Source organism: Streptomyces sp. NPDC005374 (assembly GCF_042872225.1).
Taxonomy (GTDB): Bacteria; Actinomycetota; Actinomycetes; order Streptomycetales; family Streptomycetaceae; genus Streptomyces.
The window spans coordinates 88,456-111,921 of the sequence record NZ_JBIAKA010000001.1 but is presented as its reverse complement, the minus strand read 5'-3'; the positions used below and the strand labels follow the sequence as shown (position 1 = coordinate 111,921).

Below are 23,466 nucleotides of genomic sequence, written 5' to 3'. Positions count from 1 at the left end.
TGGCCACACCGGGACCGGGTATGACCAGTGGCGACAGAAGTCGGGCCGAACATCCGACAAACCACGCTCGTCAACGGGGAGCCGCGCGAGTGCCCTCTTACAGGGGGATGTTGGAGTGGATGTGCCGGGCAGCCATGCTCCCGCCGATCAGAAGGAGGCGGGTATGGACCCGAACGAGGACCACGGCGCCGCACCGGAGCCCGAGCAGCCTGCGGACCGATCCCCGGCGCAGCCGCATGGTGATGGACGGCCGGACGGCGGCAGCCCGGTCGCGGGCTTGGCGGGAGAGTTCGGCGCGGAGCTGGTACGGGCCATCCGCGTGGGCCTGGCCGAGGTGAGCAGCTCCGCCCACGGGGCACGGCGACCGTCGCAACTGAGCTGGTATGCCTTCGCCACCGAGTACGCGCGAGCCCACTGGCCGGGCAGGGCGGCGAAGACCCGGGACGAGGTCAGCGACGCGCTGACCGCTATCACGGTGGCGATGCTGTGGGATCTTCCGGGGCGGCCGGGCGGGCAGCTGCTGCGCCGCGCTTTGCGGCACTGGGCGTTCGTCGTGCCCGGCCCGGGGCAGGGGGAGATGCCGGTGGAGGACCGGCTGGTGCTGCAGTGGGTGGCGAAGGCATCCCGTCCCCTGGTGGATCTGCACGATCCGGTCCTGGCGCGTGACGTGCTGGAGTCGCTGCGCCGCAAGCTCGACGGCGGTGAGGCGGCGGTGGAGACGATGCGCCGCAAACGCAAGGTGCTGGTGCACGCCCTCCACTACGCCGTCGAGCGGGGCGAGTTGGGCAGCCACCCGCTGAACAAGGTGCGCTGGCGGGTGCCCAAGCCGGCGGTCACGGTCGACCCGCGGGTGGTGGCCAACCCGAACCAGGCCCGGAATCTGCTGGACGCCGTCTCCTACGTGGGCGGCTACCAGCGGGCCCGCGGCCGTCGGCTGGTCGGGTTCTTCGCCGGCATGTACTACGCGGGCCTGCGCCCCGAGGAGGCGGTCGCGGTCGCGCTGCCGGACTGCCGCCTGCCCGTCACCGGTTGGGGCCGGGTGATCCTGCACCGCACCCGGCCGCAGGCGGGTAAACGGTGGACCGACAGCGGCGAGAACCACGACGAGCGCGGGCTGAAGAACCGTCCGCCGGGAGAGACACGGGTGGTACCGCTCCCGCCGCACCTGGTCGCCCTGTGGCGCGATCACGTCACTACGTTCGGCACGGCCGACGACGGCCGGCTGTTCTTCACCGAGCAGGGCCGGGTCATCAGCTACACCACCTACCACCGGGTCTGGCACGAGAGCCGCGCTCTCGCCCTGCCGCCCGCGCTCACCGGCACCCCGCTCGCGAAGCGGCCCTATGACCTGCGGCACTCGGCGCTGTCCACGTGGCTGTGCGCGGGCGCCGACCCGGCGGAGGTTGCCGAGCGGGCGGGCAACAGCGTCGGGGTCCTGCTGAGCCGGTACGCGAGGTGCCTGTACGACCGGCAGTCCATCAACAACCAGCGCATCGAAGGGCTCTTGAGCTCCTACGACCAGCCGCCTGAGCCTGACGAGCAGCACGAGGCGTAGCTTCCCGCGCCCGAGCTGAAGCGGGCGTGGGAGAAATCCGCCAGGTTCAGCTGGAAGGGCTGGATGCCCCTTGCGCCGCGGCTGTTGTCCTGTGGAGCCCCTGGATGCGCTCGGGCCTGGTTGTCAGTAGTGCCGCGTAGCCTGACTGAGCAGCAGCTCGGCCGGTGGCTCGTAGCCGTGCCGTGTCCAGCAGGGAGGGTGTGGTGATGGCGGATCGCAAGACCGTGACGCGCCAGACGTTCATCGGGGAGAAGGGCATCGCCCTGATCGAACGCCGGTGCCTGGAGATGGGCCACCTCTTTCACCCCCGGCGGGTCGATCACGGCATCGACGGGCACATCGACCTGGTGGAACCCGGCAGCGGGGCCGTTCTCAATCTGACCCTGCTGGTCCAGAGCAAGGCCCAGGACAGGCGCTTCTCCGGTGAGACGGACGATGGGTTCCGCTACGTCTGCGACCAGCGCGATCTTGATCACTGGTTGTCCGGCAACTCGCCGGTCATCCTGGTCTTCTCCCACCCTGAGAGCGACGAGGCATGGTGGACGGAGGTCAAGGCGGCGTTCCCGGACGCGGTCAGCCGTGCCGAGCGCGTCGTGCACATCGACAAGCACACCCAGCGCTTCGACCGGGAGGCAGCCCAGGCGCTGCTGCATCTTGCCGTGCCCCGGACATCGGGCCTGTACCTGCGGCCCGCGCCGATCACCGAAGTGCTCACCACGAACCTGCTGCCCGTTACCGAGATGCCGCCGACGGTGCATCTGGCCCCTGCGGCCTTCACCGACTATCGCGCGGCCGGCGCCGCGCTGGACGCACAGGGCCGGCGCGCGTCCGGCTGGATTCTGCGGGACGGACTGGTCCTGTCGTTCCACAGCCTGCGGGACTCGCCCCTGCGGGTGCTCTGCGCCGGAGACCCTGAGCGCCACGAGACCGTCGAATGGGCGGACAGTGACGACCTGGACACCCAGCACCGCTTCGCTGACCTGCTCTCCCGGACCGTTCAGGACTCCTACCCGGACCTGCGGTGGCACAAGGAGCGCAAACACGTGCACTTCCGGGCGACCTCGCGTCTGGGGCCGCGTAAGGCCGGCAAGGGACCGGGATCACGCGGCCGGACCGTGTTCGGCCCACACGCCTCCAAGTCCGACCCGCAGCGTGTCGGCTTCTACCACCACGCCGCGCTGCGCACACGATTCCGGCGCCTGGGCGGAGTCTGGTACTGCCAGCTGGAGCCGGACTACTGCTTCACCACCGACGGGCACACCGAGCACCCCTACGCGGACCGGCTGCTCGCGGGGATCAAACGCCTGGACCGGCACCCAGCCGTCCGGTTCTGGACCCGCGTGTGGGCCAACTACCTGAACCACGCCGACCTGTTCACCGAACCACGGCCCGTACAGTTCGGCGAACTCGCCACCATGACCGTTGACCGGGGAATCGACGACCGGTGGTGGGGACCGGCTCCGTCCGGCGCCGCCCCCGAGGACGACCAGGACCCGTCCGCCGGGGGACAGGAAAGCCTGGACACCGTGCTGGCCGTCGCGGATACGGACACCCAGGATCTTCTCAGCCTGCTTCAGGACGGGGACAGCGACGGCGACGCCGGCGCCCCCCGACGAAGAGGCGCCGGAAGCAAGGCCAGGTCCGCAGGGCGACGGACGTCCCGTCGGGGAGGAACGAACAGCGCGAGGCGAGGCCAGTGATGTACTCCGTGATCCTTGACGAACCCGAGCTGGAATTCGGTGGCGCGGCCCGGCACATCGATCCTCGGTTCGGCATCACGAACTACGGTCCCGCCGATCTCGGCGCGGCCGATGCTCCCCGAGCGATCCGCGTCGGCCTGGTCGGTCCCGCAGACCAACTCGAGGGGTTGCGCCGGTGGCTGGAGCGCTGCCGGGAGCCCATCGCGGCCAAGGATGAGCAGTACCCGCATTTGTTCCCGGAATTCCCCGGGTGCGACACCGACCGCGGCCTGCACACCACCCTGGTCTTCAGTGACCGCAACACACGCGCGATCAGCAGCAGAGATTTGCGTGCCATCGAGTCCGCCGGCCAGCCGGCAGCCCTGACCAGGGCCGTGAGTGTCTACGCGGAAGAGATCAGGGCACTGGCCGACGAGAACCGGGTTGACGTCCTCCTGGTCGCCAGACCCGAGCAACTCGTCGAGACGAGCGGCCGATCATCAGGCCGTCCGGACGCATCCGGTGACCCTGCGCAGGACGACCCTGACGATCCGCCGCTGGGCCAGTTCGCCAACTTCCACGACCTACTCAAAGCCCGGCTGCTGAACCTGCGCCAGCCCATCCAGATCATCCGGCGCAGTACCTGGGACGAAGCGACCCGCCCTCCCGAGGGCCACAGCCGGCAGGACGAGGCCAGCCGCGCCTGGAACCTCCACGTCGCCCTCTACTACAAGGCCGGCGGCGTCCCCTGGCGCCTCCTGCGTAACCCCGCCGATCTCACCACCTGCTACGTCGGCATCGCGTTCTACCGCAGCGACGACGGAAACGCCCTGAACACCTCGGTCGCCCAGGTCTTCAACGAACGCGGGGACGGAGTGATCGTGCGCGGAGGACCGGCACGCATCAGCCGCACCGACCGCCAGCCCCACCTGGCGGGCGCCGACGCACTCCTGCTCCAGGCACTGGACGCCTACCGGCGCGAACACCACACTGCGCCCGCCCGCATCGTGCTGCACAAGACCTCGGCCTTCATCACCGAGGAGTCAGGCGGCTTCCAGGACGCCGCGGACGAACGGTTCATCGACACGCTGGAGATGAGCTGGATCACCAGCAGCGAAGGCGCCGCCACCTTCCGCCCCGGCGACGCACCGCCCCTGCGCGGCACCCTCGCCGTCCTCGGCGAACGCGAACTCGCGCTGTACGCGACCGGCAGCATCGAGTTCTACCGGACCTACCCCGGCATGTACATCCCGCGCCCGATCGGCATCAGACCCGCCACTCCCACCCGAAACCCACGCGAACTGGCGGCCGAAGTCCTCGCTCTCACCAAGATGAACTGGAACCAGACCCGCCTGGACGGACGCCTCCCCCTCACCCTGCGCACGGCCAACCAGGTCAAGTCCATTCTCCGCTTCTGCCCGCCCGACCAGGCTGTGGCCACTCGCTACGCCCACTACATGTAAAGGCAAACCGGCGGGCGGCTGCCGATGCGAGCGGATGCTTCGGCCGAAAGCGGCATCCGGCGGCGGACACGTCAGATCTTGATGACGGTGGCGCGCCTGCCGCACAGCATGGTGAGGTCCTCCGGGTCGGAGGTCAGGATCGTGGCCGGTCCGGGGGCGGCGAGGGCGGTGGCGCTGAGCATGGCGTCGATGGCGTGCTTGTGGCCGTGCAGGCCGGCGTCGGCGAGGAGGGCGGCGGCGTGGCGGGCGATGGGTTCGGTGACCGGTTCGATGACGAGGCGGGAGAGGGTCCACTCCAGGGCGGGGCGGTTGATCCGCGGGTGGACGACTTCGACCAGGGTGGCTGCGGAGGTGATCACTCGTAGGTCGTCGGCGCGGGCCAGGGCGAGCCAGGCGGTGACGGTGCGGTCGCGGAGGACGGCCTTGGCCAGTCCCTCGCTGTCGAGCACGAGGGTGCCGCCGGGGACGGCGGGGGAGCGGCTCACGCTGCGTTCGCTCCGCCGGCTGCCTGGTTGTCGCGGGCCTGGTGGAGCTGGTCGCGCAGCGCCTGGATCTCCTCGTCGGTGACGGGGCCGTGTTCGGCCTCGGCGACGGTGATGAGTTCGTTGAGGTTGTCGCGTTCGATCTGGCGGGCGACGGCTGCGGCGACGTAGGCGGAGAGGCCGGAGGGGCCGCTGCGGGCCTTGGCGGCTTCGGCGATGTCGCGCGGCATGGTGATCGAGTACTTGCCGGTAGGCTCACTCATGCTACCTATCCTACCCTCCATCCTCCCGCGCGACGTGTACGGAACGCGGACCCGCGCGGTCGAGACCGGGAGGCGGGCACCCCGGTGATCCGTCCCTGTGCGAGTCCTGGCGCGAGCCGGTGCAACGGCCGGCCCATCCGCAATCGTCGCCGGCCGTCGCGCGCAGGGCAGACGCCGAGGCACAGGGGCCCGCGACACATGAACTACGCCGGCTGCCTGTCCGGACGCGGGTCGGCACTGGCGTAGTAGAAGGCCCGTGCCTGCTTGACGTGGTCCCGGGAGGCACCATGCTCCGCTCCCTCTACGTTCAGCGGCGGGTGCAGCAGCGAGATCAGTTTCTTCTCCAGCGGGACGGGGTCGGGGTGCTCGGTCCAGGTGAGGGTGAGGTGGTGGTGCATCCAGTGGGTGAGACGCTGCTCGTCCTCGGGGATCAGGACGACGCGGTCGGTCCAGGTGGTGCGGTAGCCCTCGGTGGGCATGAGGAGTCCGGCCAGGGTCCGGCGCAGGGTGGACCGTCCGGAGTCCCTCAGGTGGTACGAAACGACGCGGGACCGCAGCCGACTGGCCTTGCCCAGGTAGACCAATCGCCGTCCGGGATCGTCCGAGTTGACCGGTCCGGGGAAGGAGGCCAGGACCTCGTGCGGCGCCCACCAGGCGTACACCCCTGCGGTCCCGGGCAGGGTGGCGGCCACGCGGCCGAGAGGGTGGGGCTCGGAGAACAGATCGGCTTTGGCCCGCTGCACTGTTGTGTCGTCGAACATGGACGCACCCTAAGCGCGACGAGCGGAGCTGTCATCGCCTGCGGGCCACCACGCTGAAGCTTGATCAGACAGGCCGCTCGGGGCCGACGTGGGCCGTTTCACTGAGGGCGCGCGACGTCTCCGAGGCATCCGCCGAACGTCTTCCGCTGATGATCGGGGTCGTCATCGCACTGTCCATGGTGCTGATGCTCGCGTTGGTCCGGTCGGTCACAATCGCCCTGCATGCCGCAGTGATGAACGCGCTGTCGATCGGCGCCGCCCTTGGTGTGGTTGTCGCGATCGTGCAGGGGGATGGCTCGGCACGGCCTTCGAGTGTTCACTAGGCAAGCCACATGTCGCGTATCAGTTTGTCGAGTTTCGCACTGCGAGCGTATCCCTTCCCTACGTCTGGAAGCAGGAGGTCGGCGTTCCGCAATGGACACTTCTGACGATGTGCTCATGCTGGGGGACGTGTTGCTCGGCATGTGGTCAGCACGTGATCGGCTACAGAAGGCCGGGCTCTCGGCGGACAGGAACGATCCGATCGGCGGCCTCGCACAGTCCCTCACCGCTGCGGCCCTCTGGCCGAGCACGTCGGTGGCGGCGGCTTACAACCGGGCCAGAGCCGTGCGTACCGGATTCGACGAATCCGGTGAGTTCGGTCCAGCCGTTGGCGGATGGGACAGCCCCGCGCGCCCAAACGGCGTTGATCTAGCAGTTCCTCGGGCCTCCCTCGTTCAACGAGTACCGAGTCTTGCCGCGTTCGCCCGGCAGCGCCAAGGCGAGCGGTGGGCGTGGGATGCGAGCGCGGGTACTGCGCCATGCGCTGGCGCAGAACGACCACCGGCGGACCGGTACTGCGGGCTCGCTCGGGTGCGGGTAAAGGCGCGTTTCGCGCCGCACGCCCGAACGAAGGCTCCTTGGAGGCGATCAGGCTTTGGGGGCGTCCGTGGCGAGAAAACTCCCATCAATGATCTGTATGTCTTGGTTCTGTTCGCCCGTGTGGACGAGGAGAACAGCGATCTTCGGGATATGAACTTCGTGTGGTCAGCGGCCATCTTCACGGACGAATGCCTTGCACATATGGGCGGGAGACTGGTTCAGACATGCTGCGGTGGCGTCAGATCCACTCCCAGTGGGATCGCCTCCCTCGGGGTACACACGATGTAACGGCGCTATTCCGCGCTGTCCGGGTACCAGGATGGTGAGATGTCCGCAACGGCATCGTGCCTGGTCGCGGGGTTCTCGACCACGACGCTTTGTGGCGGCGGTCTTGGCCACAGGGGCCGTCGCCCCAGAGCACCGAGTCGGCGGAGTGGTCGCGCAGCGAGGCGGCGGCGTGCTCCAAGACGGCGATGTTGCCGGGCCGCCGAGCAAGTCGCGTAGGACGGCTGCTGTGGCGCCGGGGAGTTATCGCAGGGCGCCCCTTTCCTTCGTGGAGACGGGCGCCCCTCCGCACCGCCCCCAAGTACGGGAGTGTCCGACCTTGGAGAATCCGCAGCCTCTCATCGACCTCACCGTCGCCACCCCTGCCAGAAGATCGCCGCGACGCCGTTGGGTGAGACGGCCGGAGTGACCTCTTGTGGGCCTCCGGTCGCGGTAGACGTCAGGGCCGGGCGCCGCGACTCCGTGCAGGAGCCCGATACCCCGGTTGAAGCGGCGCAGCAGGAGGGTCGCGGTGGTCGCGAGGCCGATGAGCAGGCCCAGCCAGATGCCGACCGTGTCCCAGCCGGTGGCGAAGCCGAGAAGTGCGGAGGCGGGCAGGCCGACGAGCCAGTAGCCGACGAGGGTGACGCGGAAGCCGCCCTTGGTGTCGTCGAGGCCGCGCAGCAGGCCGACGCCGATGTTCTGGGCGCAGTCGAAGAACTGCATTACCGCGGCAATCACCAGGAGGCTCGTGGCGAGGTCGGTGGCCGTCCGGCTCTCGCCCTCGAAGGAACAGGCCCTGTTCCACGTCGAGCATCTGCGGCTCGGTCTGCGCGACGCCCCCGCCGCCCCGGCTGTGGTCCACCGGTAAGGCGGTCACGTTCCGCGACTCTCGCCAATGACCGTGAGTGAGCGTTCTGCGAGGGAGCCCCGGTCGACAGGAGGTCGTCGACCTCGAGGCGTCACGCCGGGTGGCGCCATCCGTGGTCGCGCAACTGGCCGACCTCGTAGCCCCGTTGCTCACAGGTGTCGAGGATGCGGGGGAGCGCGCCCAGAGTCGAGCGCCAGGCTCCCGGGGCGGACGTGCAGTCGGAGTCGTGGAGCAGGATGGTGCCGCCGCCGTCCAGGTCGGACGTGACGGTGCGGTGGACGGACGCCGGTGTGGCGCGGGCGGTCCAGTCCTCGCCCCAGCAGGTCCACAGCACCGGGGTGAGGCCGAGGCGGCGGGCGGCCAGATGTGCGGCGGTCGACATGACACCGTAGGGGGGCCGGAAGAGCGTGGGCCGGAGCCCAGTGATGTCGGCGACGGTGTCGCGGGCCCGTGCGAAGTCGTCGTACGTCGCGCGCGGGCCACGCAGCACCAGCGGGCGGTGCAGCCAGCCGTGGACGCCGATCTCGTGTCCCGCCGCGGCGATCTCGCGGACCAGTCCGGGCGAGCGCCGCGCCTCGCGGCCCAGCAGGAAGAAGGTCGCGCGGACTTGACGCTCGGCCAGGAGGCGCAGGAAGAACGGGGTGGACAGCGGATCGGGTCCGTCGTCGAAGGTGAGGGCGACGTGATCCGGGCGGCCACGGCCCGAGAGGCGGGGCATGGCGCGGTTGCGCAGTGGCCCGAAGGTGGAGACGGCGGGGGCGGCATGGGCGGTGACGAGGGCGGGCAGGGCGGCGAGAGCGGCGGTACGGACCAGGCGGGCGGCGGTCACGAGTGGTGGCCTTGTGGGTGGGGGACGTGGTCCGGGAGGGAGTCGTCCAGGTCGAGGCTGTGCCCGATGGCGTGGATCATGCCCGAGCCGTCGTACGCGGTTGCGATTCCCGTGCCGACAGCGCTGGCCCACACCCCGCATGCCACGGCGGTGGTGGCGACGAGCCGACGAGCCGCCGGACGGCGTCGTCGCACGGCGGGCCGGGAAGGCAATGCCGGCAGTCCCGCGCGGTGGACGCGCGCTGTCTCCGCGACGGGCCCCGAATCGCCGGGCTCGGCGGAGAAGAGGGCGAGGCCGGTGGCGCGTTGACGCAGTCCGAGCGGGCCGTCGATCAGGTCGCACAGCACGGCCTTGAGGCGGGCCGGGTCGCGAATCCAGACCGCCGCACCGGCCCCCTCCAGGGCGGCGGCGTTGGTGGGTCCGTGGCCCGGTATGCAGCGGTAGCTCGCGACGGGCAGACCGGTGGCGAACGCCTCCAGGGAGCTGAGCCCGCCGGCGTTCTGGACCAGGACGTCGGCGGCGTGCATCAGAGCGGGCATGTCGTCGACCCAGCCGTAGGCGTGGTCGATGCCGTCCGCGCGAAGTTGCTCGGCCAGCGCCTCGTTGCGGCCGCAGACGACCACGGGGACGGCGGCGCCGCAGTCGCGCAGTTCCAGGGCGACCTGCCGGACCGGTCCGACACCCCAGGAGCCGGCGACCAGCAGCGCCAGCGGGGCGTTCTCCGGCAGCCCGAAACGGGCCCGGGCCGTGGCGCGATCCCCCGCGCTGCCGGGGCGGAACCGCGGATCCACTACCGGACCGCACACCCGGACGTCCCGCGCCCCGGCGGCCCGGGCCTGGGAGGCGGGCACGGCGTGCGCGGCGAGGTGGACGTCGACACCGTCGGCCACCCACAAGGGGTGCACGGAGAAGTCGGTGAGGTAGGTGAGGACGGGCACGGTCAGCCGCCCGCGGAGCCGCAGGCCGCCCAGGACACGGCTGGCTCCGGGGTAGGTCGAGACGACCGCCCTGGTGTCGGGGTGCAACGCGCGCATCATGCGCTCCTCGGCCGTCCGCAACAGTGCCCTGGCGAACATCCCGCCGCCACCGGCGCGTTCGGTGCTGCGGTAGATCCGCTGGTAGGCCCAGGGGGCCTGGACGAGCATGCGGTGGTAACCGTCCCGGACGAGCGGTCCGATCCGCGCGGGCAGCAGATCCAGCAGGTCGAACCGGTCGACGACGAAACCGTGGGCGGTGAGCCCGCGCGCCAGCTCGGCGGCGGCGCCGTCGTGGCCGGCGCCGATGCTCGCCGAGACGATCGCGACACGCTCGGCCCGGGCCGTGGCCGGCGCCTGCTCAGGGCGCGGGATGGCGGCCGCCAGCGCGCGCGGACGCACCGAACTTCCGGAGCAGGGCATGGGCTCGTTCCTCCGCAGATGGAGTGGGGCGGCCGAACTCTACAACATGTAGTAGCTGAGATCTTACAAGATGTAGTAGGTCTCGTATGAATATCCCGTGGGCGTCCTACAAGCCGTAGTAGGTCCGCCGGTAGTCTGGGCTGCCGAGTGAAAGGGCTGGTGAACGGTGCGCGACCGGAAGAGCGACGAAAGTGGCGGAGTGACCGGCCGAAGGGCACGCGGGGAGCTGGAGAGCAACGTCCTCGCCGCGCTCTGGGCCGTGGACGAGCCACTGACCGCACGGCAGGTCCTGGAGCGGCTCCCCGGGGACCTGGCCTACACGACGGTGCTGACGATCCTGTCGCGCCTGCACGACAAGGGCATGCTCGTACGGCACCCGGCGGGACGCGGGTACGCCTACGCGCCGGTCCGGGACGAGGCGTCCGACACCGCCGTACGGATGCACAGTCTGCTGGAGCGCGGCTCGGACCGGGAGGCGGTGCTCGCCCGCTTCGTCTCCGAACTGTCCCAGGAGGAGGAGCAGTTGCTGCACCGCCTGCTGGGCGAGCAGGACGCCGGGCGCGGCGACGACGGGCGGTGAGCCTGTGAGGATCAGCGTCTACGTCCCGCTTCTGGTCACCGTGGTCCTCGCGGTACTCGCGCCCCGGGCGGCCCGGCGGCCGGCTCCGCGGCCCGCGGCCTGGTTCCTGGCGTGCGCGGCGTTGGTGACGGCGGCGGGCTGGCTCGGATCGCTGACGCTGCTGGCGTTCACCGGGTTCGCGCAGATCCCCGAGGTCGCCGAGGAGGGCCACTGGTCGGTGGCCGCTCTGCGTGCCGAGGACCCGGTTTCGCTCGCCGTCGCGGCCGTCGGCGCGCTGACCCTGGCGGCGGGGCTCGTCTCGCTGGGGGTGGCGGCCGTAAGGCAGGTCCGCCATGTCCTGTGGGCCCGGCGGAAATGCGCCGGACTGTCCGGAGACACCGAACTGGTGGTGCTCGACGACGCGGCCCCGCAGGCGTTCGCGCTGCCCGGTGCCCCCGGACGGATCGTGGTGTCCCGAGGGATGCTGCGCTGTCTCGGCGACGCTGAGCGCGAGGCACTCCTGGCGCACGAGCGGGCACATCTGCGCGGCCGCCACCACCTCTTCCAGGCCCTGTGGCGGCTCACGGCAGCCGTCAACCCGCTGTTGCGACCGCTGGCTGAGGCGGGTGGGTTCGTCCTGGAGCGGTGGGCCGACGAGGAGGCCGCGGCCCGGATCGGCAGCCGTACGGTCGTCGCCCGCGCCGTCGGGCGGGCGGCTCTCGCCTCCGCCGGCCTGCCCCGCCCCGCCGCCCTGGCCGCGACCGGCGGGGCGGTGCCTCAGCGGGTGCGGGCCCTGCTGGCCCCGCCTCCCCCGCGCCGCACCCTGCCCTTCGCGGCGGGCGCCCTCCTGCTCACCCTGTGCTGCGCGAGCCTGGCCAACGCTGCGTCGGACAGTGAGAGCCTGGTCGAGAGCGCGGAGCGAGCCCAGTGCGCAGCGGACGCGGGGGCGCTCGGCGTGGCGTCGGCGGGCCACTCCCCGCAGCGGCCGGACGGCTGCTGCGGCCACGGTGAAGGCGGCGAACGCGGAAGTCATCGCAGATAGTCGTCGCAGCTGGTCGCGTACGCACGGCAGTTGACCGAGAGGTCGGTGTTCGCGCCGGCCCGCGACTCCACGCCCCTGGTGCCGGGCGCCGGCCTGCCGGTCCTCCTGTACTGGATGGCAAGGGACGCACGATGGCCGGGGCCGTCCGGGTGAAAGCCACCCGGACGGCCCGGCCGTGAGCGGTGCGGTCAGCCGTTCGGGCCGGCCGGGGTCGTGGTGGTCTTGAAGCCCTCGGTCTTGTTGGCCTGGACGGCGAAGGCGTTCGTGAACGTCTTGCCGAGGTCCACCGCGCCCTTCACGTTGCCGACCAGCTGTTCCGTCGCCAGAGAGGTCTTCGGACCGCCGGCCGGCATGATGCCGTCGGGGAGGAACTGGCCCTTGTCCTCGTTCAGGGCCGAGATGTAGTCGGCCTTGGTCACCAGCTGGTTCGACACGAACGAGGCCGGCAGCTTGTTCGCGATGTCGGCCGCGCTGTGGGTGTTGATCCAGTGCATGGTGGCGACGAGCGCGTCGACGACCTTCTGCACGGTGGCCTTGTTCTGGTTCACCCAGTCGGTGCGGGCGAGCACACTGGCCGCGGGATAGGCGCCGCCCATCGCCGTCGTGGCGCCGGCCGTGGTGGCCAGGTCGATCGCGGACGTACCGACGCCCTTCTTCTGGATCGCGGCGACCGTCGGCTGCGTCGTCATCACGCAGTCGACCTTGCCCTTCTGCAGTGCGGCGACGGCGGTGGAGCCCGCCCCGACGGCTATCCGGTGGAACTGGCTGGTCTTGACGCCCTTCTTGGCGGCAAGGAACTGGGTGAGGGTGTCGGTGCCCGAACCCAGGTCGGTGACGCCGAGCGTCTTGCCCTTGAAGTCGGCGCCCGAGGTGACGCCCGACTTCGTGGTGCACATCTCGCGCTCGCCCGGCGCGCCGGAGAGCTGGACGACGTCCTCGACCGCCTTGCCCTTCGCCTGGAACTCGATCGTGTGGTTGTACCAGGCGCCTGCCATGTCGACCTGCCCCGAGGCCATGGCTTCCTCGGCGCCGACCCCGCCGTCCTGTTCGGTGCTCAGCTCGACGTTGACGCCGTACTTCTTGTAGAAGCCGAGCTGCTGGGCGAGCTGGTACGGCAGGTAGATCTGCTTGTCGAGGCCGCCGGCCATGAGCTTGACGGTCGGTGTGCCGCCCGAACCACCGGTCGAGGCGGACGAGGTGCTGGAACAGGCGCTGACCGCGCCGAGGGCGAGAACGGTGAGCAGAGACGCGGCGACGGCGACGGGTCGTCTGGACATGGCTGACCACATTCCTTTGCTGAGCAGGGTTCTGAGATGAAGGAGGGGGAAGTGCGGGGGCGTCAGAGGGAGTTCGCCTCGGTCGGCGCCGGCGGGCGCCAGGCCAGCAGCCGGTGTTCGAGCTTTCCGATCAGCCACTCGGCGCCGAGCACGATGACCGAGATGACGAGCATCGTCGCGAACACGCCGTCGGGATCGAAGTTGTTCTGCGCGGTCTTGATGACCAGGCCGAGCCCGCTCTGCGCGCCGAGCACCTCGCCGACCAGCGCACCGACGATGGCGAAACCGAAGGCGCTGTGCAGGCTGGCGATGATCCAGGTGAGCGCGGACGGCACGATGACGTGACGGGTGATCTGCGTCTGTGAGGCGCCGAGCACCTTCGCGTTGGCGAGGATGTTGCGGTCGACCTCGCGCACGCCCTGGAAGGCGTTGAAGAAGACGATGAAGAACACCAGCACCGCGGCGAGCAGGATCTTCGGCAGGACACCGATGCCGAACGCGACGATGAAGATCGAGCCGAGGACGATACGCGGGATCGCGTTGACCATCTTGATGTAGGGGCCGAGCACGTCGGCGAGGAAGCGGCTCTGGCCGAGGGTGACGCCGAAGACCACTCCGGTGACGGCCCCGAGGGCGAAGCCGGCGAGCGCCTCCTGGATCGTTGTCCAGATGTTCGAGTAGAACGACCCGAACTCGGTGCCGTGCCGGAAGAGGTCAACCAGCCGCTTGGCGATGCCGGACGGCTGCCCGAAGAAGAACGGGTCGACGATCCCCCAGGTCGTGAACGCCTGCCAGCCGCCGATGACGAAGACCGCGAGACCGATGCGGCCCGCCCACACGAGCGCGGTGCGCTGCCGGACGGCGCGCTTGGCGGCGTCCGCAGCCGAGGGCGGTGCGCCGTCCTTGACCAGCGTGGCGGAAACTGCGGACGTCGTGCTCATGGCGTACCTCCTGCGGTGCGTGCGTAGGCGCGCTCCACCTCCTCGCGCAGCGTTTCCCAGATCTGGTGCTGGAGTTCGATGAAGCGGGGCTGGAAGCGGATCTCCTGGACCGCACCGCGTGGGCGGGGCAGGTCGATGTCGAAGACCGCCTTGACCGATCCGGGGCTGGACGTCATGACGACGACCCGGTCGGCGAGCGCCACGGCCTCGTCGAGGTCGTGGGTGATGAAGATGACCGAGGGACGTATCTGCTCCCACAGGCCGAGCAGTTCGGTCGACATGATCGCCTTGGTCTGCACGTCCAGGGCGCCGAACGGTTCGTCCATGATCAGGATCCGGGGTTCGTTGATCAGCGCGGCGGCCATCGCCACGCGCTTGCGCATGCCGCCGGAGAGCTGGTGCGGGTAGCGGTCCTCGAACCCGGTCAGGCCCACCCGGCGTATCCAGTCGCGCGCCGATGCCTGCGCCTTCTGCTTGGGGACGCCGCGGAAGACGGGGCCCATCAGCACGTTGCCGAGGACCGTTTTCCAGGGCAGCAGCGCGTCGGCCTGGAACATGAAGCTGACGCCGTCGGCGACGCCGTCCACCTCACGGCCGCCGACCTTGACCGACCCCTCGCTGGGCCGGTCGAGCCCGGACACCATGCTCAGGGTCGTCGACTTGCCGCAGCCGGTCGGGCCCACCACGGCACAGAACTGGCCCGGCTCGACGGTGAAGGAGACGTCCTGCAGTGCCGTGAACACCTCACCAGCAGGAGTCAGAAATCGTTTCGTGAGTCCTGAAATTTCCACTCGCGCGCTGTCCCGGCCGATTCTCTCGGCGCCAGGGAGCACGGCGACATCGTTTCGCGAAGCCATGTGAGGCCGTCTCCTTCTCTCACCTCGGAGGTCGAGGAAGGCAGACGCTAAAGGCCGCGCAGTATTACGTCGCTGTTTCACACGTATCTCGCGTTAGTCGTGTTAACGGCAGTTCTGCGCGTTCTGCTCAGCAGGTCAGGGGGTGGGCAGAATGTCAGTGGTGGGACACAATCACGCCACCACGGGTACGGCGCAGGGGCCGGGCCCGGCAGCACGACAAGGGCGAAGGCACCTGTGATGCCCATCCGTATCCGGATCGGCCGCGGCGGGAAGGGGAGGCTCTCCGCGCGGATCCTGGCCAACCAGCTGGTCATCCTGACTCTCACCGGGGCCATCGGCTTCGTGCTGTTCGCGTTCGCCCAGCGGGCCGAGATCGACCGTGCCTACGAGCAGCGGGCCCTGGACATCGCGCAGACCACGGCCGCCGAACCGCAAATCCGGCAGGCCGTGGGTCACGGCGGGGCCGGTGACATCGTGCAGACCGTCGCCGAACGGATCCGGAAGGCGTCGGGGGCGTCGTACGTGGTGGTGATCGACCTGCACGGCATCCGCCACTCGCACCCCGATCCGGGGCTGATCGGCGAGCCGGTGGGCGATCCGATCGTGGTGCTGGACGGCCGCACCCACGTGGGCTCCGACCAGGGAGCGACCGGACGTTCCGCGAACGGCAAGGCTCCGCTGTACGGGCCTGCGGGCACGCTGGTCGGTGAGGTGTCGGCCGGCATCCCCGAACGGGACGTGCTCGGCGAGTTGTGGCGGGAACTGCCCACCTTCGGCATCTACGCCGCGATCGCCGTCGCGCTCGGCTCGACGGCGGCGTTCCTCTTGGCCGGCCGGTTGAAGCGGTCGACTTTCGGGCTGGAACTGGAGGAGATCGCCGGGCTGCTTCAGGATCGCGAGGCCATGCTGCACGGTATCCGGGAGGGCGTGATCGCCTTCGCTCCCGACGGCCGGATCACCGTGGTCAACGACGAGGCGCGCGACCTGCTCGGCATCGGCACGGCGCTCGGCAGCAGGCTCGACGAGATGTTGCCCGAGGGGCGGCTGCGCCGCGCCCTGGACGGCACCCTGCCCGGCACCGACCTCAGCGTGCTGACCGACGACCACTGCCTGGTGGTCAACCGGATGCCGGTGACGCTGCAGGGCCGTGAACTGGGCGCGGTGGTCACCGTACGCGACCGCACGGAGCTGATCGGCCTGCTGCGCGAACTGGACTCGGTACGCGGGCTGACCGACGCCCTGCGCGCCCAGCAGCACGAGTTCACCAACCGCATGCACACCGTGGCCGGGCTGCTGGACATCGGCGACCACGACGCCGCCTTCGAGTACGCCGTCGAGTCGGCCGGCGCCGACCAGGCACTGACCGAGTCCGTACGCGAACGGATCGGCAACACGCTGCTCGTGGGGCTGATCGTCGCCAAGACCACGGTCGCCGCCGAGCGCGGGGTACGGGTGGTGCTCAGCGACGACTCCGCGCTGGGCGAGGACCCGCCGCATCTGCGCCGGCTGCTGACCATTGTCGGCAACCTGCTGGACAACGCGATCGACGCCGCGGCCGGCGGACCGCCTCCGGCGGGCGGCCGTGAGGTCGAGCTCTCGCTGATCGAGGCGGTCGACCAGGTGCTGGTGCGGGTCGCGGACAGCGGCCCCGGGATTCCGCCGGGCGCCGCCGGGTCGATCTTCGAGGACGGCTGGTCGACCCGGCCCGACCGGGGCACCGCCCGGCGCGGGCTGGGGCTGGCCCTCGTCCACCGGCTGGCCCAGCGGGACGGCGGCACCATCGCCGTCAGTGAAGGTCCCGGCGCGGTCTTCACCGTCGTACTGCCACTGCCGGACGCCACACCCGTACCGCGGGACGCACAGTTCACGACGGCCTCGCCGACAGGAGGTGGCCACGAATGATCCGGACCCTGGTGGTGGACGACGACTTCCACATCAGCCACATCCACTGCGACTACGCGTCCCGCGTCGAGGGCTTCGAGGTGGTTGGCCGGGCGGCGACGGTGGCCGAGACGCTGGACGCGGTGCACGCCCTCCACCCCGACCTGCTGCTGCTCGACATCTTCCTGCCGGACGGCAGCGGACTCGACGTGCTTCGGCGGCTCAGCGGTGACGAGGGTGGCGCCCGCCCCGACGCGATCATGATCACCGCCGACAGGGACATCACGTCGGTGCGGACCGCCATGAAGCTCGGCGCCGTGGGCTACCTGGTCAAGCCGTTCGGCTCCGCCGACCTGGCCGAGCGGCTCACCGCCTACCGCGAACTCCAGCACCGCGCGGACGCCCTCGGCCTGGCCTCCCGAACCGACCAGGCCGACGTGGACGCCCTGTTCAGCGCCGCCCGCCCGCCAGCCGTCCCCCGAGTCCCGGCCAAGGGACACTCCGCGCCGACCCTCGCCCTTCTCCACCAGGTCCTGCGCACCGCCCACGACGCCCTGTCCGCGGCCCAGGCCGCCGAACTCACCGGCGTCTCCCGTGCCACGGCCCAGCGGTACCTCTCCTACCTCGTACGCGAGGGCATGGTCCGGCTCGAACTCCGCTACGGCACCACCGGCCGGCCCGAACACCGCTACCGGATCGTGCACTGAGGGCTCGCCGCGGGTGTGCACGGAGCTCTTATTGCAGCCTCAGCAGGTCTGAGCCGCGCCCGTGACGGACCAGGCTCGGGCTATGGAGCCGACCTGAGGGCCGCGACACGGCAGTTGGCAAGGCCAGGCGTCCCGAAGCCGGGATGCCTGGCCTTGCCGCAGCGGCGGATCAGACGGGGCGGATGTTCTCCGCCTGGGGGCCCTTCTGGCCCTGGGTGACGTCGAACTCGACCGTCTGGCCTTCCTGCAGCTCGCGGAAGCCCTGGGCGGCGATGTTGGAGTAGTGGGCGAACACGTCAGGGCCGCCGCCCTCCTGCTCGATGAAGCCGAAGCCCTTCTCGCTGTTGAACCACTTCACAGTGCCCTTGGCCATGACTGTCTCCTTCGAGGGAAACCGGGCCCGCACCCTGCGTGCCCGGGAGGTGATCGCCCTGGTCCGGAGAGGCGCTGAACAGCAAGAACGCCCGTGATGGCGATCACGGGCGAACAGAACTTCGGAACCACGACTGCTGATCACGACGCTACACCCGCGTGGCGACAGCCGCCAGCAAAAGGCGCGGCATCAGCGCCTGGCCTCTCGGTGTGCTGCCCACCCTCAGTTCACTAGGCAAGCCACATGCCGCGCACCAGCTTGCCGAGTTTCGCACAGGGAGCGTGCCCCTCCCCAACGTCTGGCAGCAGGAGGTCGGTGTTCCGTAATGGACACGTCTAACGATGTACTCATGCTGGGCGACGTGTTGCTCGGCATGTGGTCAGCACGTGATCGGCTGCAGCAGGCCGGGCTCCCCCCGGGCCAGCAGAAGGGGAAGGCCGGGCGACAGTGCGTTCGCCAGCGAGCGTAGCCGCAGCGACCCCCGGGCGTTGGGTCGCACTGGGCGGTCGTTGAAGGGTGATCCCGGCGTCGGTGAGGATGCTCAGGTCGAGCCTCCATGTAACCGCTGAGCGGCGCCACCAGAGCGCGAACACGGCGTCGATGTGGCGGCGTGCCGGCCTGGGCCTGACTTTCAGGTTGCGGTGAGAACGCGCCTGTCGCGCTGTGACACGGCGAGGTAGCCGACGAATCCGATGATCGCGGCCGTCCACGCGAGTGTGACCGGTGCCAGGCCGAGGCCCAGGCCGCCGCGGGTGTGGCCGAGTGCCATCCAGTCGGCGAGGGAGGCGCCGAGGGGGCGGGTGATGACGTATGCGGTCCAGAACGCGGTCACCGCGTTCAGGGTGCCGAAGCGGTGGGCCAGGGCGGGCACGCAGATGCCGGCCGCGAAGAGGATGACCGAGCCCAGGTAGCCGAAGCCGACGGTGGCCGTGAGGTCGCCGGCGGCGGTGCCGAGGGCGAAGGTGGCGAGGACGGCCGCCCAGTAGAACGTCTCGCGGCGGCGGGTGCGGATGGTGTGGATGGACAGGGTCCGCTCGCTCGCGTACCAGAGCACGAAGACCGCGGCCAGTACGGCCAGGAAGGCCGGCGTCGACACGGCGTACGGCACGCCGAGGCCGACGTGCAGGATGTCGGCTGCCATGGTGCCGAACACGCTGACCATGACGACAGCCGTCCAGTAGGCCCAGGCGACGTACCTGCGGAGAGTGAACTGGACGGCCAGGGAGCCCGCCAGAGCGAGGCCGCCGAGCGCTACCGCCGGTACCGGGCCGAGCGTCCGCGCAAGGAGGTCCGACGCCGTCTCGCCCATGCCGGTGGTCAGCACCTTGATGATCCAGAAGTAGACGGTCACCTCCGGCACCTTGTTCGCCATCCGGCGTACGGGGGCGAGGGGCCGGTCGTCGAGGACGTGCTCTGCGGTCATGATCAGCACGATGGCACTTCGAGCATGAACGCAACCTGAACGGCGTGCGCGCGGCAACGGTGCCATGTAGTACCCCGGTACGACCTGACGGGCGTGGATCAGTCCGCGGTATGACCGAATCGGGGCGTTTCGGGTCTTAGCGTTGCCGGTGAGGCGTTCAGGGGCCACGGACGGGCGCTGGTGTCCGACAGGAAGAGACGCGAATGATCGACGCACAGCAGTTGACGAAGAGGTACGGCGAGAAGACGGCCGTCGACGGGCTGGACTTCGCCGTCGAGCCGGGCACGGTGACCGGATTCCTGGGCCCCAACGGCGCGGGGAAGTCCACGACCATGCGGATGATCGTCGGGCTCGACGCCCCGACGAGTGGCTCCGTGAAGGTCAACGGTCGCCACTACGCCCGGCATCAGGCGCCGCTGCAGGAGGTCGGCGCCCTGCTGGAGGCGAAGTCGGTCCACCCGGGCCGCTCGGCCCGCAACCACCTCAGGGCGCTCGCGCTGACGCACGGAATCCCCCGTCGCCGGGTCGAGGAGGTCATCGACCTCGCCGGGCTCGGCAGCGTCGCGAAGAAACGGGCCGGCGCCTTCTCCCTCGGCATGGGCCAGCGGCTCGGCATCGCGGCGGCCCTGCTGGGTGATCCACAGACGGTGATGCTGGACGAGCCGGTCAACGGGCTCGACCCGGAGGGCGTCCTGTGGATCCGCAACCTGCTGACGGGGCTCGCGGACGAGGGCAGGACCGTGTTCGTGTCGTCCCACCTGATGAGTGAGATGGCGCTGGTGGCGGACCACCTCATCATCGTGGGACGCGGGCGGCTGCTGGCCGACACCACCGTGGCGGACCTGATCCGCGAGGCGGGCGGGGACACGGTGAAGGTGGCCACGCAGGATCCGGCGAGGCTGCGGGAGGTTCTGGCGGGACCCGGTGTCGACATCACCGGCCGCGCCGGCTCCGAGGAGCTTCAGGTGACCGGGCTCAGTGCCCGCGAGATCGGCCTGAAGGCGGCCGAGCACGGGATCGCCCTGTTCGAACTGACCACGCGGACGGTGTCGCTGGAGGAGGCATTCATGGAACTGACCAGGGATGCCGTGGAGTACCACGGCACCACGACCGACATCGACACCCTCGCGGCCGACGGGAGGGCGGCATGAGCATCCTCACCGCGCCCGTCGAGGCGCCCCCGGCCGACCCCGCTCGCCCCGCCTACCGGGTGACCGGACGGCGCGTGCTGTCCTCGGAATGGGCCAAGCTCTGGTCGCTGCGTTCGACGTGGATCACCCTGGGCCTCGGCCTGGTCTTCCTCGTCGCCTTCGGAACGATCGCCGCGAGCCGCTACAAGTCCGGGATCGGCTCCGCTCACATGGACCGCGACTTCGCCGCCTCGACGGCCGTGAGCCTGTCCCTCTTCGGCACCCACTTCGCCCAGCTCGCCCTGGGCGTGCTCGGCGTGCTGGTCACGGCCGGGGAGTACTCCACCGGCATGATCCGCTCGACGCTCGCGGCCGTACCGCGCCGGCTGCCCGTGCTGTGGTCCAAGGCGGCCGTGTTCGGGCTGGTCGCGCTGGTGGTCGGCCTCCTGGGCGCGTTCGTCGCGTTCGGGTTCGGCAGCGGCATCGTCTCCGGCACCCCGGCCGCGATGAGCCTGACACACGCGGGAGTTCTGCGAAGCCTGCTGGGTGCCGGGCTCTACCTCGGCCTGGTCGGCGTGATCGGCACCGCCCTCGGCGCCCTGCTGCGGTCGGTGGCCGGCGGCATCTCGGTGCTGGTCGCCACCCTGATGCTGATCCCCGGGCTCGTCTCGCTGCTCCCCAGTTCCTGGCAGGACAACATCAGCCCCTACCTGCCGAGCAATGCGGGCGAGTCGATGTTCGCCCTGACCCACGACAGCACCACCCTGTCACCCACGGCCGGGCTGCTGGTCTTCCTCGGCTGGACGGCACTCGCGCTGGCGGGCGCGGCGTACCGGCTGGTGCGCCGCGACGTCTGATGGCCTGCACGATGGGCGGGTGACCACCTTGACGACGACCACGTCCGCCGGCGACATCGGCGGGATGGGACCGCTGGTCGCCCGGTTCTCCCGGGGCGGCCAGCGGCTGAAGCAGGCGGACCGGGACCGTCCGTGGGTGCTGGACACCGCGGTGGTGGTGCTGGTCTTCCTCATGTTCTGCCTGCCGGACCTGCTGCACGGTGGCGCCGGGGACGGCGACGGTCCACGCCGGTTCCGTCTCGCCTTCACCCGGCTTCCCCTGGCGGCCATGCTGCTCCTTCAGGTCGGTCTGGTGCTGCCGCTGCTGTGGCGGCGGCGCAGGCCCATGGCCGCCTTCGGTGCCATCGCGGCCGTGTTCGTGCTGCAGTGGTCGCTGGGCGCCGCGCTGCGCGCGGACGTCGCCCTGTTCATCGCCCTCTACAGCCTGGCTCTGCACGGGCGGATGCGGCGGCTGCCGTGGGCCTGCGGCGTCATGGCGGGTGCGGTGGGTTTGGTCGCGGTGCGCGTAGCGCCGGCCGTGTCCGTCTGGGACGCGCTGTTCTTCCTGCTGAGCACGGCGACCGCGGCCCTGGCGCTCGGCCTGATGATCAGGACGCGGCGGGCCCAGCTCGCGGGGCTGCGGGAGCGGGCGGCCCGCCTGGAGATAGAACGCGACCAGCGCAGCAGGCTCGCGACCGCCACCGAACGGGCGCGGGTGGCTCGCGAGATGCACGACATCGTCGGCCACAACCTGTCCGTCATGATCACCCTCGCCGACGCCGGCTTGTATGCCACGGACACGGCTCCGGACCGCGGCAAGGAGGCCCTGCGGCTCATCGGCGACACCGGCCGGACGGCCCTCGGTGAGCTGCGGCGAGTGCTCGGCGTCCTGCGGGAGGCATCGGACGTGCTGGCCACGGCGCCCGAACTCAGTCCGCAGCCCGCTCTCGTGGACATCGGGGCGTTGTGCGACGGTGTGCGCACCGCGGGCCTGGAGGTCGTCTACCAGACCGTCGGCGAGGTGGACGCCTTGGACCGCGGGATGCAGCTGACGGTCTACCGCATCGTCCAGGAAGCCCTCACCAACTCTCTGAAGCACGCCGGGGCCGGCACACGGGTGAAACTGTCGTTGATCGTCGAGGACACCCGGCTGGTCATGCGTGTCCGGGACGACGGGCCGGCTGGACGTCCCGGACCATGGAACGAGGAAGGACACGGGCTGGTGGGCATGCGCGAACGAGCGGCGCTCTACGGCGGCGACGTCAGCGCCGGACCTGCGAACGGCGGCGGATGGATGGTGGAGGCCACCCTCCACCTGACCCCTCAGGCAGGTGCCCGGTGACCACGGTGCTCGTCGTGGACGACCAGCCGCTGCAGCGCTACGGCTTCCGGGTGCTGCTCGACTCCATCCCCGAGACGGAGGTGGTCGGCGAGGCCGCGCACGGCGCCGAGGCCGTCCGCAAGACCGCCGAACTACGCCCCGACGTCGTCCTGATGGACGTACGCATGCCCGGCATGGACGGCATCGAAGCCACCCGCCGGATCACCGCCGCCGGGGGCCGCTCCCGCGTCCTCGTGCTGACCACCTTCGACCTCGACGAATACGTCCACGCCGCCCTGCGCGCCGGAGCCAGCGGCTTCCTCCTCAAGGACGCGCGCCCCGAGGAACTCCTCGCCGGCATCCGCGCGGTCGCCGCCGGCGACGCGGTGATCGCCCCGGCTCTCACCCGCCGCATCCTGGACGAGTACGCCCAGCACGTGCCCGCCGGCAGGAGCGACGCGAGCGAGGACGAGCGGCTGGCCTCCCTCACCGACCGTGAGCGCGAGATCCTCGTCGCCATCGGCAAGGGCTGGACCAACGGCGAGATCGCCACCCGCTTCGTCGTGTCCGAGTCCACGGTGAAGACGCACGTCGGCCGGGTCCTGGCCAAGATCGGCGCCCGCGACCGCATCCAGGCCGTGATCTTCGCCTACGACCTCGGACTCGCCGGCCCCGGCGCCGGGTGAGCGGACGG

The 23,466-nt window shown here is 70.5% G+C and carries 23 protein-coding genes; 12 read left to right on the top strand and 11 right to left on the bottom strand.

From position 1 onward, the window contains the following. Window positions 1–163: 163 nt before the first annotated feature. The 3 genes from ACFYRX_RS00555 to ACFYRX_RS00545 all read left to right on the top strand — a co-directional run bounded on the left by ACFYRX_RS00555 (window position 164) and on the right by ACFYRX_RS00545 (window position 4,697). On the top strand, window positions 164–1,555 hold the full coding sequence (locus tag ACFYRX_RS00555; protein WP_389095266.1) for a tyrosine-type recombinase/integrase: 1,392 nt from the start codon (window positions 164–166) through the stop codon (window positions 1,553–1,555). A gap of 206 nt (window positions 1,556–1,761) precedes the next feature. Then, on the top strand, window positions 1,762–3,255 hold the full coding sequence (locus ACFYRX_RS00550; RefSeq protein WP_389095264.1) for a DUF4365 domain-containing protein: 1,494 nt from the start codon (window positions 1,762–1,764) through the stop codon (window positions 3,253–3,255). A gap of 8 nt (window positions 3,256–3,263) precedes the next feature. Continuing rightward, window positions 3,264–4,697 carry a hypothetical protein gene (locus ACFYRX_RS00545; protein WP_389095262.1) on the top strand — a complete coding sequence of 478 codons (1,434 nt, stop codon included), beginning with the start codon at window positions 3,264–3,266 and terminating at the stop codon, window positions 4,695–4,697. A 71-nt stretch (window positions 4,698–4,768) separates the two neighbouring features. Here the strand turns inward: ACFYRX_RS00545 and ACFYRX_RS00540 are convergent, their stop codons facing one another. The 3 genes from ACFYRX_RS00540 to ACFYRX_RS00530 all read right to left on the bottom strand — a co-directional run bounded on the left by ACFYRX_RS00540 (window position 4,769) and on the right by ACFYRX_RS00530 (window position 6,203). Beyond that, on the bottom strand, window positions 4,769–5,182 hold the full coding sequence (locus ACFYRX_RS00540; protein WP_389095260.1) for a PIN domain-containing protein: 414 nt from the start codon (window positions 5,180–5,182) through the stop codon (window positions 4,769–4,771). Beyond that, entirely contained in the window at window positions 5,179–5,442 is a 264-nt protein-coding gene (locus tag ACFYRX_RS00535) for a CopG family transcriptional regulator (RefSeq protein ID WP_389095258.1), read from the bottom strand. The genes ACFYRX_RS00540 and ACFYRX_RS00535 overlap by 4 nt, the downstream gene beginning before the upstream one ends. Before the next feature lie 203 nt (window positions 5,443–5,645). Next, window positions 5,646–6,203: a GIY-YIG nuclease family protein gene (locus tag ACFYRX_RS00530; protein ID WP_389095256.1), complete on the bottom strand. Its 558-nt coding sequence runs from the start codon at window positions 6,201–6,203 to the stop codon at window positions 5,646–5,648. A gap of 149 nt (window positions 6,204–6,352) precedes the next feature. Here ACFYRX_RS00530 and ACFYRX_RS00525 point away from each other — a divergent pair, with 149 nt between their 5' ends. Continuing rightward, a complete protein-coding gene (locus tag ACFYRX_RS00525; RefSeq protein WP_389095254.1) occupies window positions 6,353–6,526 on the top strand; it encodes a hypothetical protein in 174 nt (57 codons plus the stop codon). Between the two features lie 1,066 nt (window positions 6,527–7,592). Here ACFYRX_RS00525 and ACFYRX_RS00520 read toward each other — a convergent pair. The 3 genes from ACFYRX_RS00520 to ACFYRX_RS00510 form a co-directional block, all read right to left on the bottom strand. Next, window positions 7,593–8,069, bottom strand: a complete 477-nt coding sequence (locus ACFYRX_RS00520; protein WP_389095252.1) for a hypothetical protein — start codon at window positions 8,067–8,069, stop codon at window positions 7,593–7,595. Between the two features lie 221 nt (window positions 8,070–8,290). Beyond that, the gene (locus ACFYRX_RS00515; protein ID WP_389095250.1) at window positions 8,291–9,028 is read right to left on the bottom strand and encodes a polysaccharide deacetylase family protein; all 738 of its coding nucleotides are present in this window, start codon (window positions 9,026–9,028) and stop codon (window positions 8,291–8,293) included. Next, entirely contained in the window at window positions 9,025–10,425 is a 1,401-nt protein-coding gene (locus tag ACFYRX_RS00510) for a glycosyltransferase (protein ID WP_389095248.1), read from the bottom strand. Before ACFYRX_RS00510 ends, ACFYRX_RS00515 begins: the two co-directional genes overlap by 4 nt. Window positions 10,426–10,624: 199 nt before the next feature. On the opposite strand from ACFYRX_RS00510, the gene ACFYRX_RS00505 reads away from it, so the two are divergent. After that, a complete protein-coding gene (locus tag ACFYRX_RS00505) occupies window positions 10,625–11,005 on the top strand; it encodes a BlaI/MecI/CopY family transcriptional regulator (RefSeq protein WP_389095246.1) in 381 nt (126 codons plus the stop codon). 4 nt (window positions 11,006–11,009) lie between these two features. After that, the gene (locus ACFYRX_RS00500; RefSeq protein ID WP_389095244.1) at window positions 11,010–12,026 is read left to right on the top strand and encodes a M56 family metallopeptidase; all 1,017 of its coding nucleotides are present in this window, start codon (window positions 11,010–11,012) and stop codon (window positions 12,024–12,026) included. A gap of 188 nt (window positions 12,027–12,214) precedes the next feature. Here ACFYRX_RS00500 and ACFYRX_RS00495 read toward each other — a convergent pair whose 3' ends face one another. The 3 genes from ACFYRX_RS00495 to ACFYRX_RS00485 all read right to left on the bottom strand — a co-directional run bounded on the left by ACFYRX_RS00495 (window position 12,215) and on the right by ACFYRX_RS00485 (window position 15,101). Beyond that, window positions 12,215–13,303, bottom strand: coding sequence for an ABC transporter substrate-binding protein (locus tag ACFYRX_RS00495; protein ID WP_389095242.1), 1,089 nt, complete (start codon window positions 13,301–13,303; stop codon window positions 12,215–12,217). Window positions 13,304–13,365: 62 nt separating this feature from the next. Beyond that, entirely contained in the window at window positions 13,366–14,244 is an 879-nt protein-coding gene (locus tag ACFYRX_RS00490) for an ABC transporter permease (protein WP_389095240.1), read from the bottom strand. Next, window positions 14,241–15,101: an ABC transporter ATP-binding protein gene (locus ACFYRX_RS00485; RefSeq protein WP_389095238.1), complete on the bottom strand. Its 861-nt coding sequence runs from the start codon at window positions 15,099–15,101 to the stop codon at window positions 14,241–14,243. Before ACFYRX_RS00485 ends, ACFYRX_RS00490 begins: the two co-directional genes overlap by 4 nt. Before the next feature lie 237 nt (window positions 15,102–15,338). Here ACFYRX_RS00485 and ACFYRX_RS00480 point away from each other — a divergent pair, with 237 nt between their 5' ends. Beyond that, the gene (locus ACFYRX_RS00480) at window positions 15,339–17,003 is read left to right on the top strand and encodes an ATP-binding protein (RefSeq protein WP_389095236.1); all 1,665 of its coding nucleotides are present in this window, start codon (window positions 15,339–15,341) and stop codon (window positions 17,001–17,003) included. Further along, on the top strand, window positions 17,000–17,689 hold the full coding sequence (locus tag ACFYRX_RS00475) for a response regulator (RefSeq protein ID WP_389095234.1): 690 nt from the start codon (window positions 17,000–17,002) through the stop codon (window positions 17,687–17,689). Before ACFYRX_RS00480 ends, ACFYRX_RS00475 begins: the two co-directional genes overlap by 4 nt. Before the next feature lie 169 nt (window positions 17,690–17,858). On the opposite strand, the gene ACFYRX_RS00470 is transcribed toward ACFYRX_RS00475, so the two are convergent. Continuing rightward, a complete protein-coding gene (locus ACFYRX_RS00470) occupies window positions 17,859–18,062 on the bottom strand; it encodes a cold-shock protein (RefSeq protein WP_319213826.1) in 204 nt (67 codons plus the stop codon). Between the two features lie 631 nt (window positions 18,063–18,693). After that, a complete protein-coding gene (locus ACFYRX_RS00465; protein WP_389095232.1) occupies window positions 18,694–19,485 on the bottom strand; it encodes a hypothetical protein in 792 nt (263 codons plus the stop codon). A gap of 203 nt (window positions 19,486–19,688) precedes the next feature. On the opposite strand from ACFYRX_RS00465, the gene ACFYRX_RS00460 reads away from it, so the two are divergent. From ACFYRX_RS00460 to ACFYRX_RS00445, 4 genes are all read left to right on the top strand, one after another. After that, window positions 19,689–20,636 (top strand): ATP-binding cassette domain-containing protein, encoded by a 948-nt coding sequence (locus ACFYRX_RS00460; protein WP_389095230.1) that lies wholly within the window; start codon window positions 19,689–19,691, stop codon window positions 20,634–20,636. Continuing rightward, window positions 20,633–21,472 (top strand): ABC transporter permease, encoded by an 840-nt coding sequence (locus ACFYRX_RS00455; RefSeq protein ID WP_389095228.1) that lies wholly within the window; start codon window positions 20,633–20,635, stop codon window positions 21,470–21,472. The genes ACFYRX_RS00460 and ACFYRX_RS00455 overlap by 4 nt, the downstream gene beginning before the upstream one ends. 64 nt (window positions 21,473–21,536) lie before the next feature. After that, window positions 21,537–22,793: a sensor histidine kinase gene (locus ACFYRX_RS00450; protein WP_389096861.1), complete on the top strand. Its 1,257-nt coding sequence runs from the start codon at window positions 21,537–21,539 to the stop codon at window positions 22,791–22,793. Beyond that, window positions 22,790–23,458, top strand: coding sequence for a response regulator (locus ACFYRX_RS00445; RefSeq protein WP_389095226.1), 669 nt, complete (start codon window positions 22,790–22,792; stop codon window positions 23,456–23,458). Before ACFYRX_RS00450 ends, ACFYRX_RS00445 begins: the two co-directional genes overlap by 4 nt. Window positions 23,459–23,466: the final 8 nt, after the last annotated feature.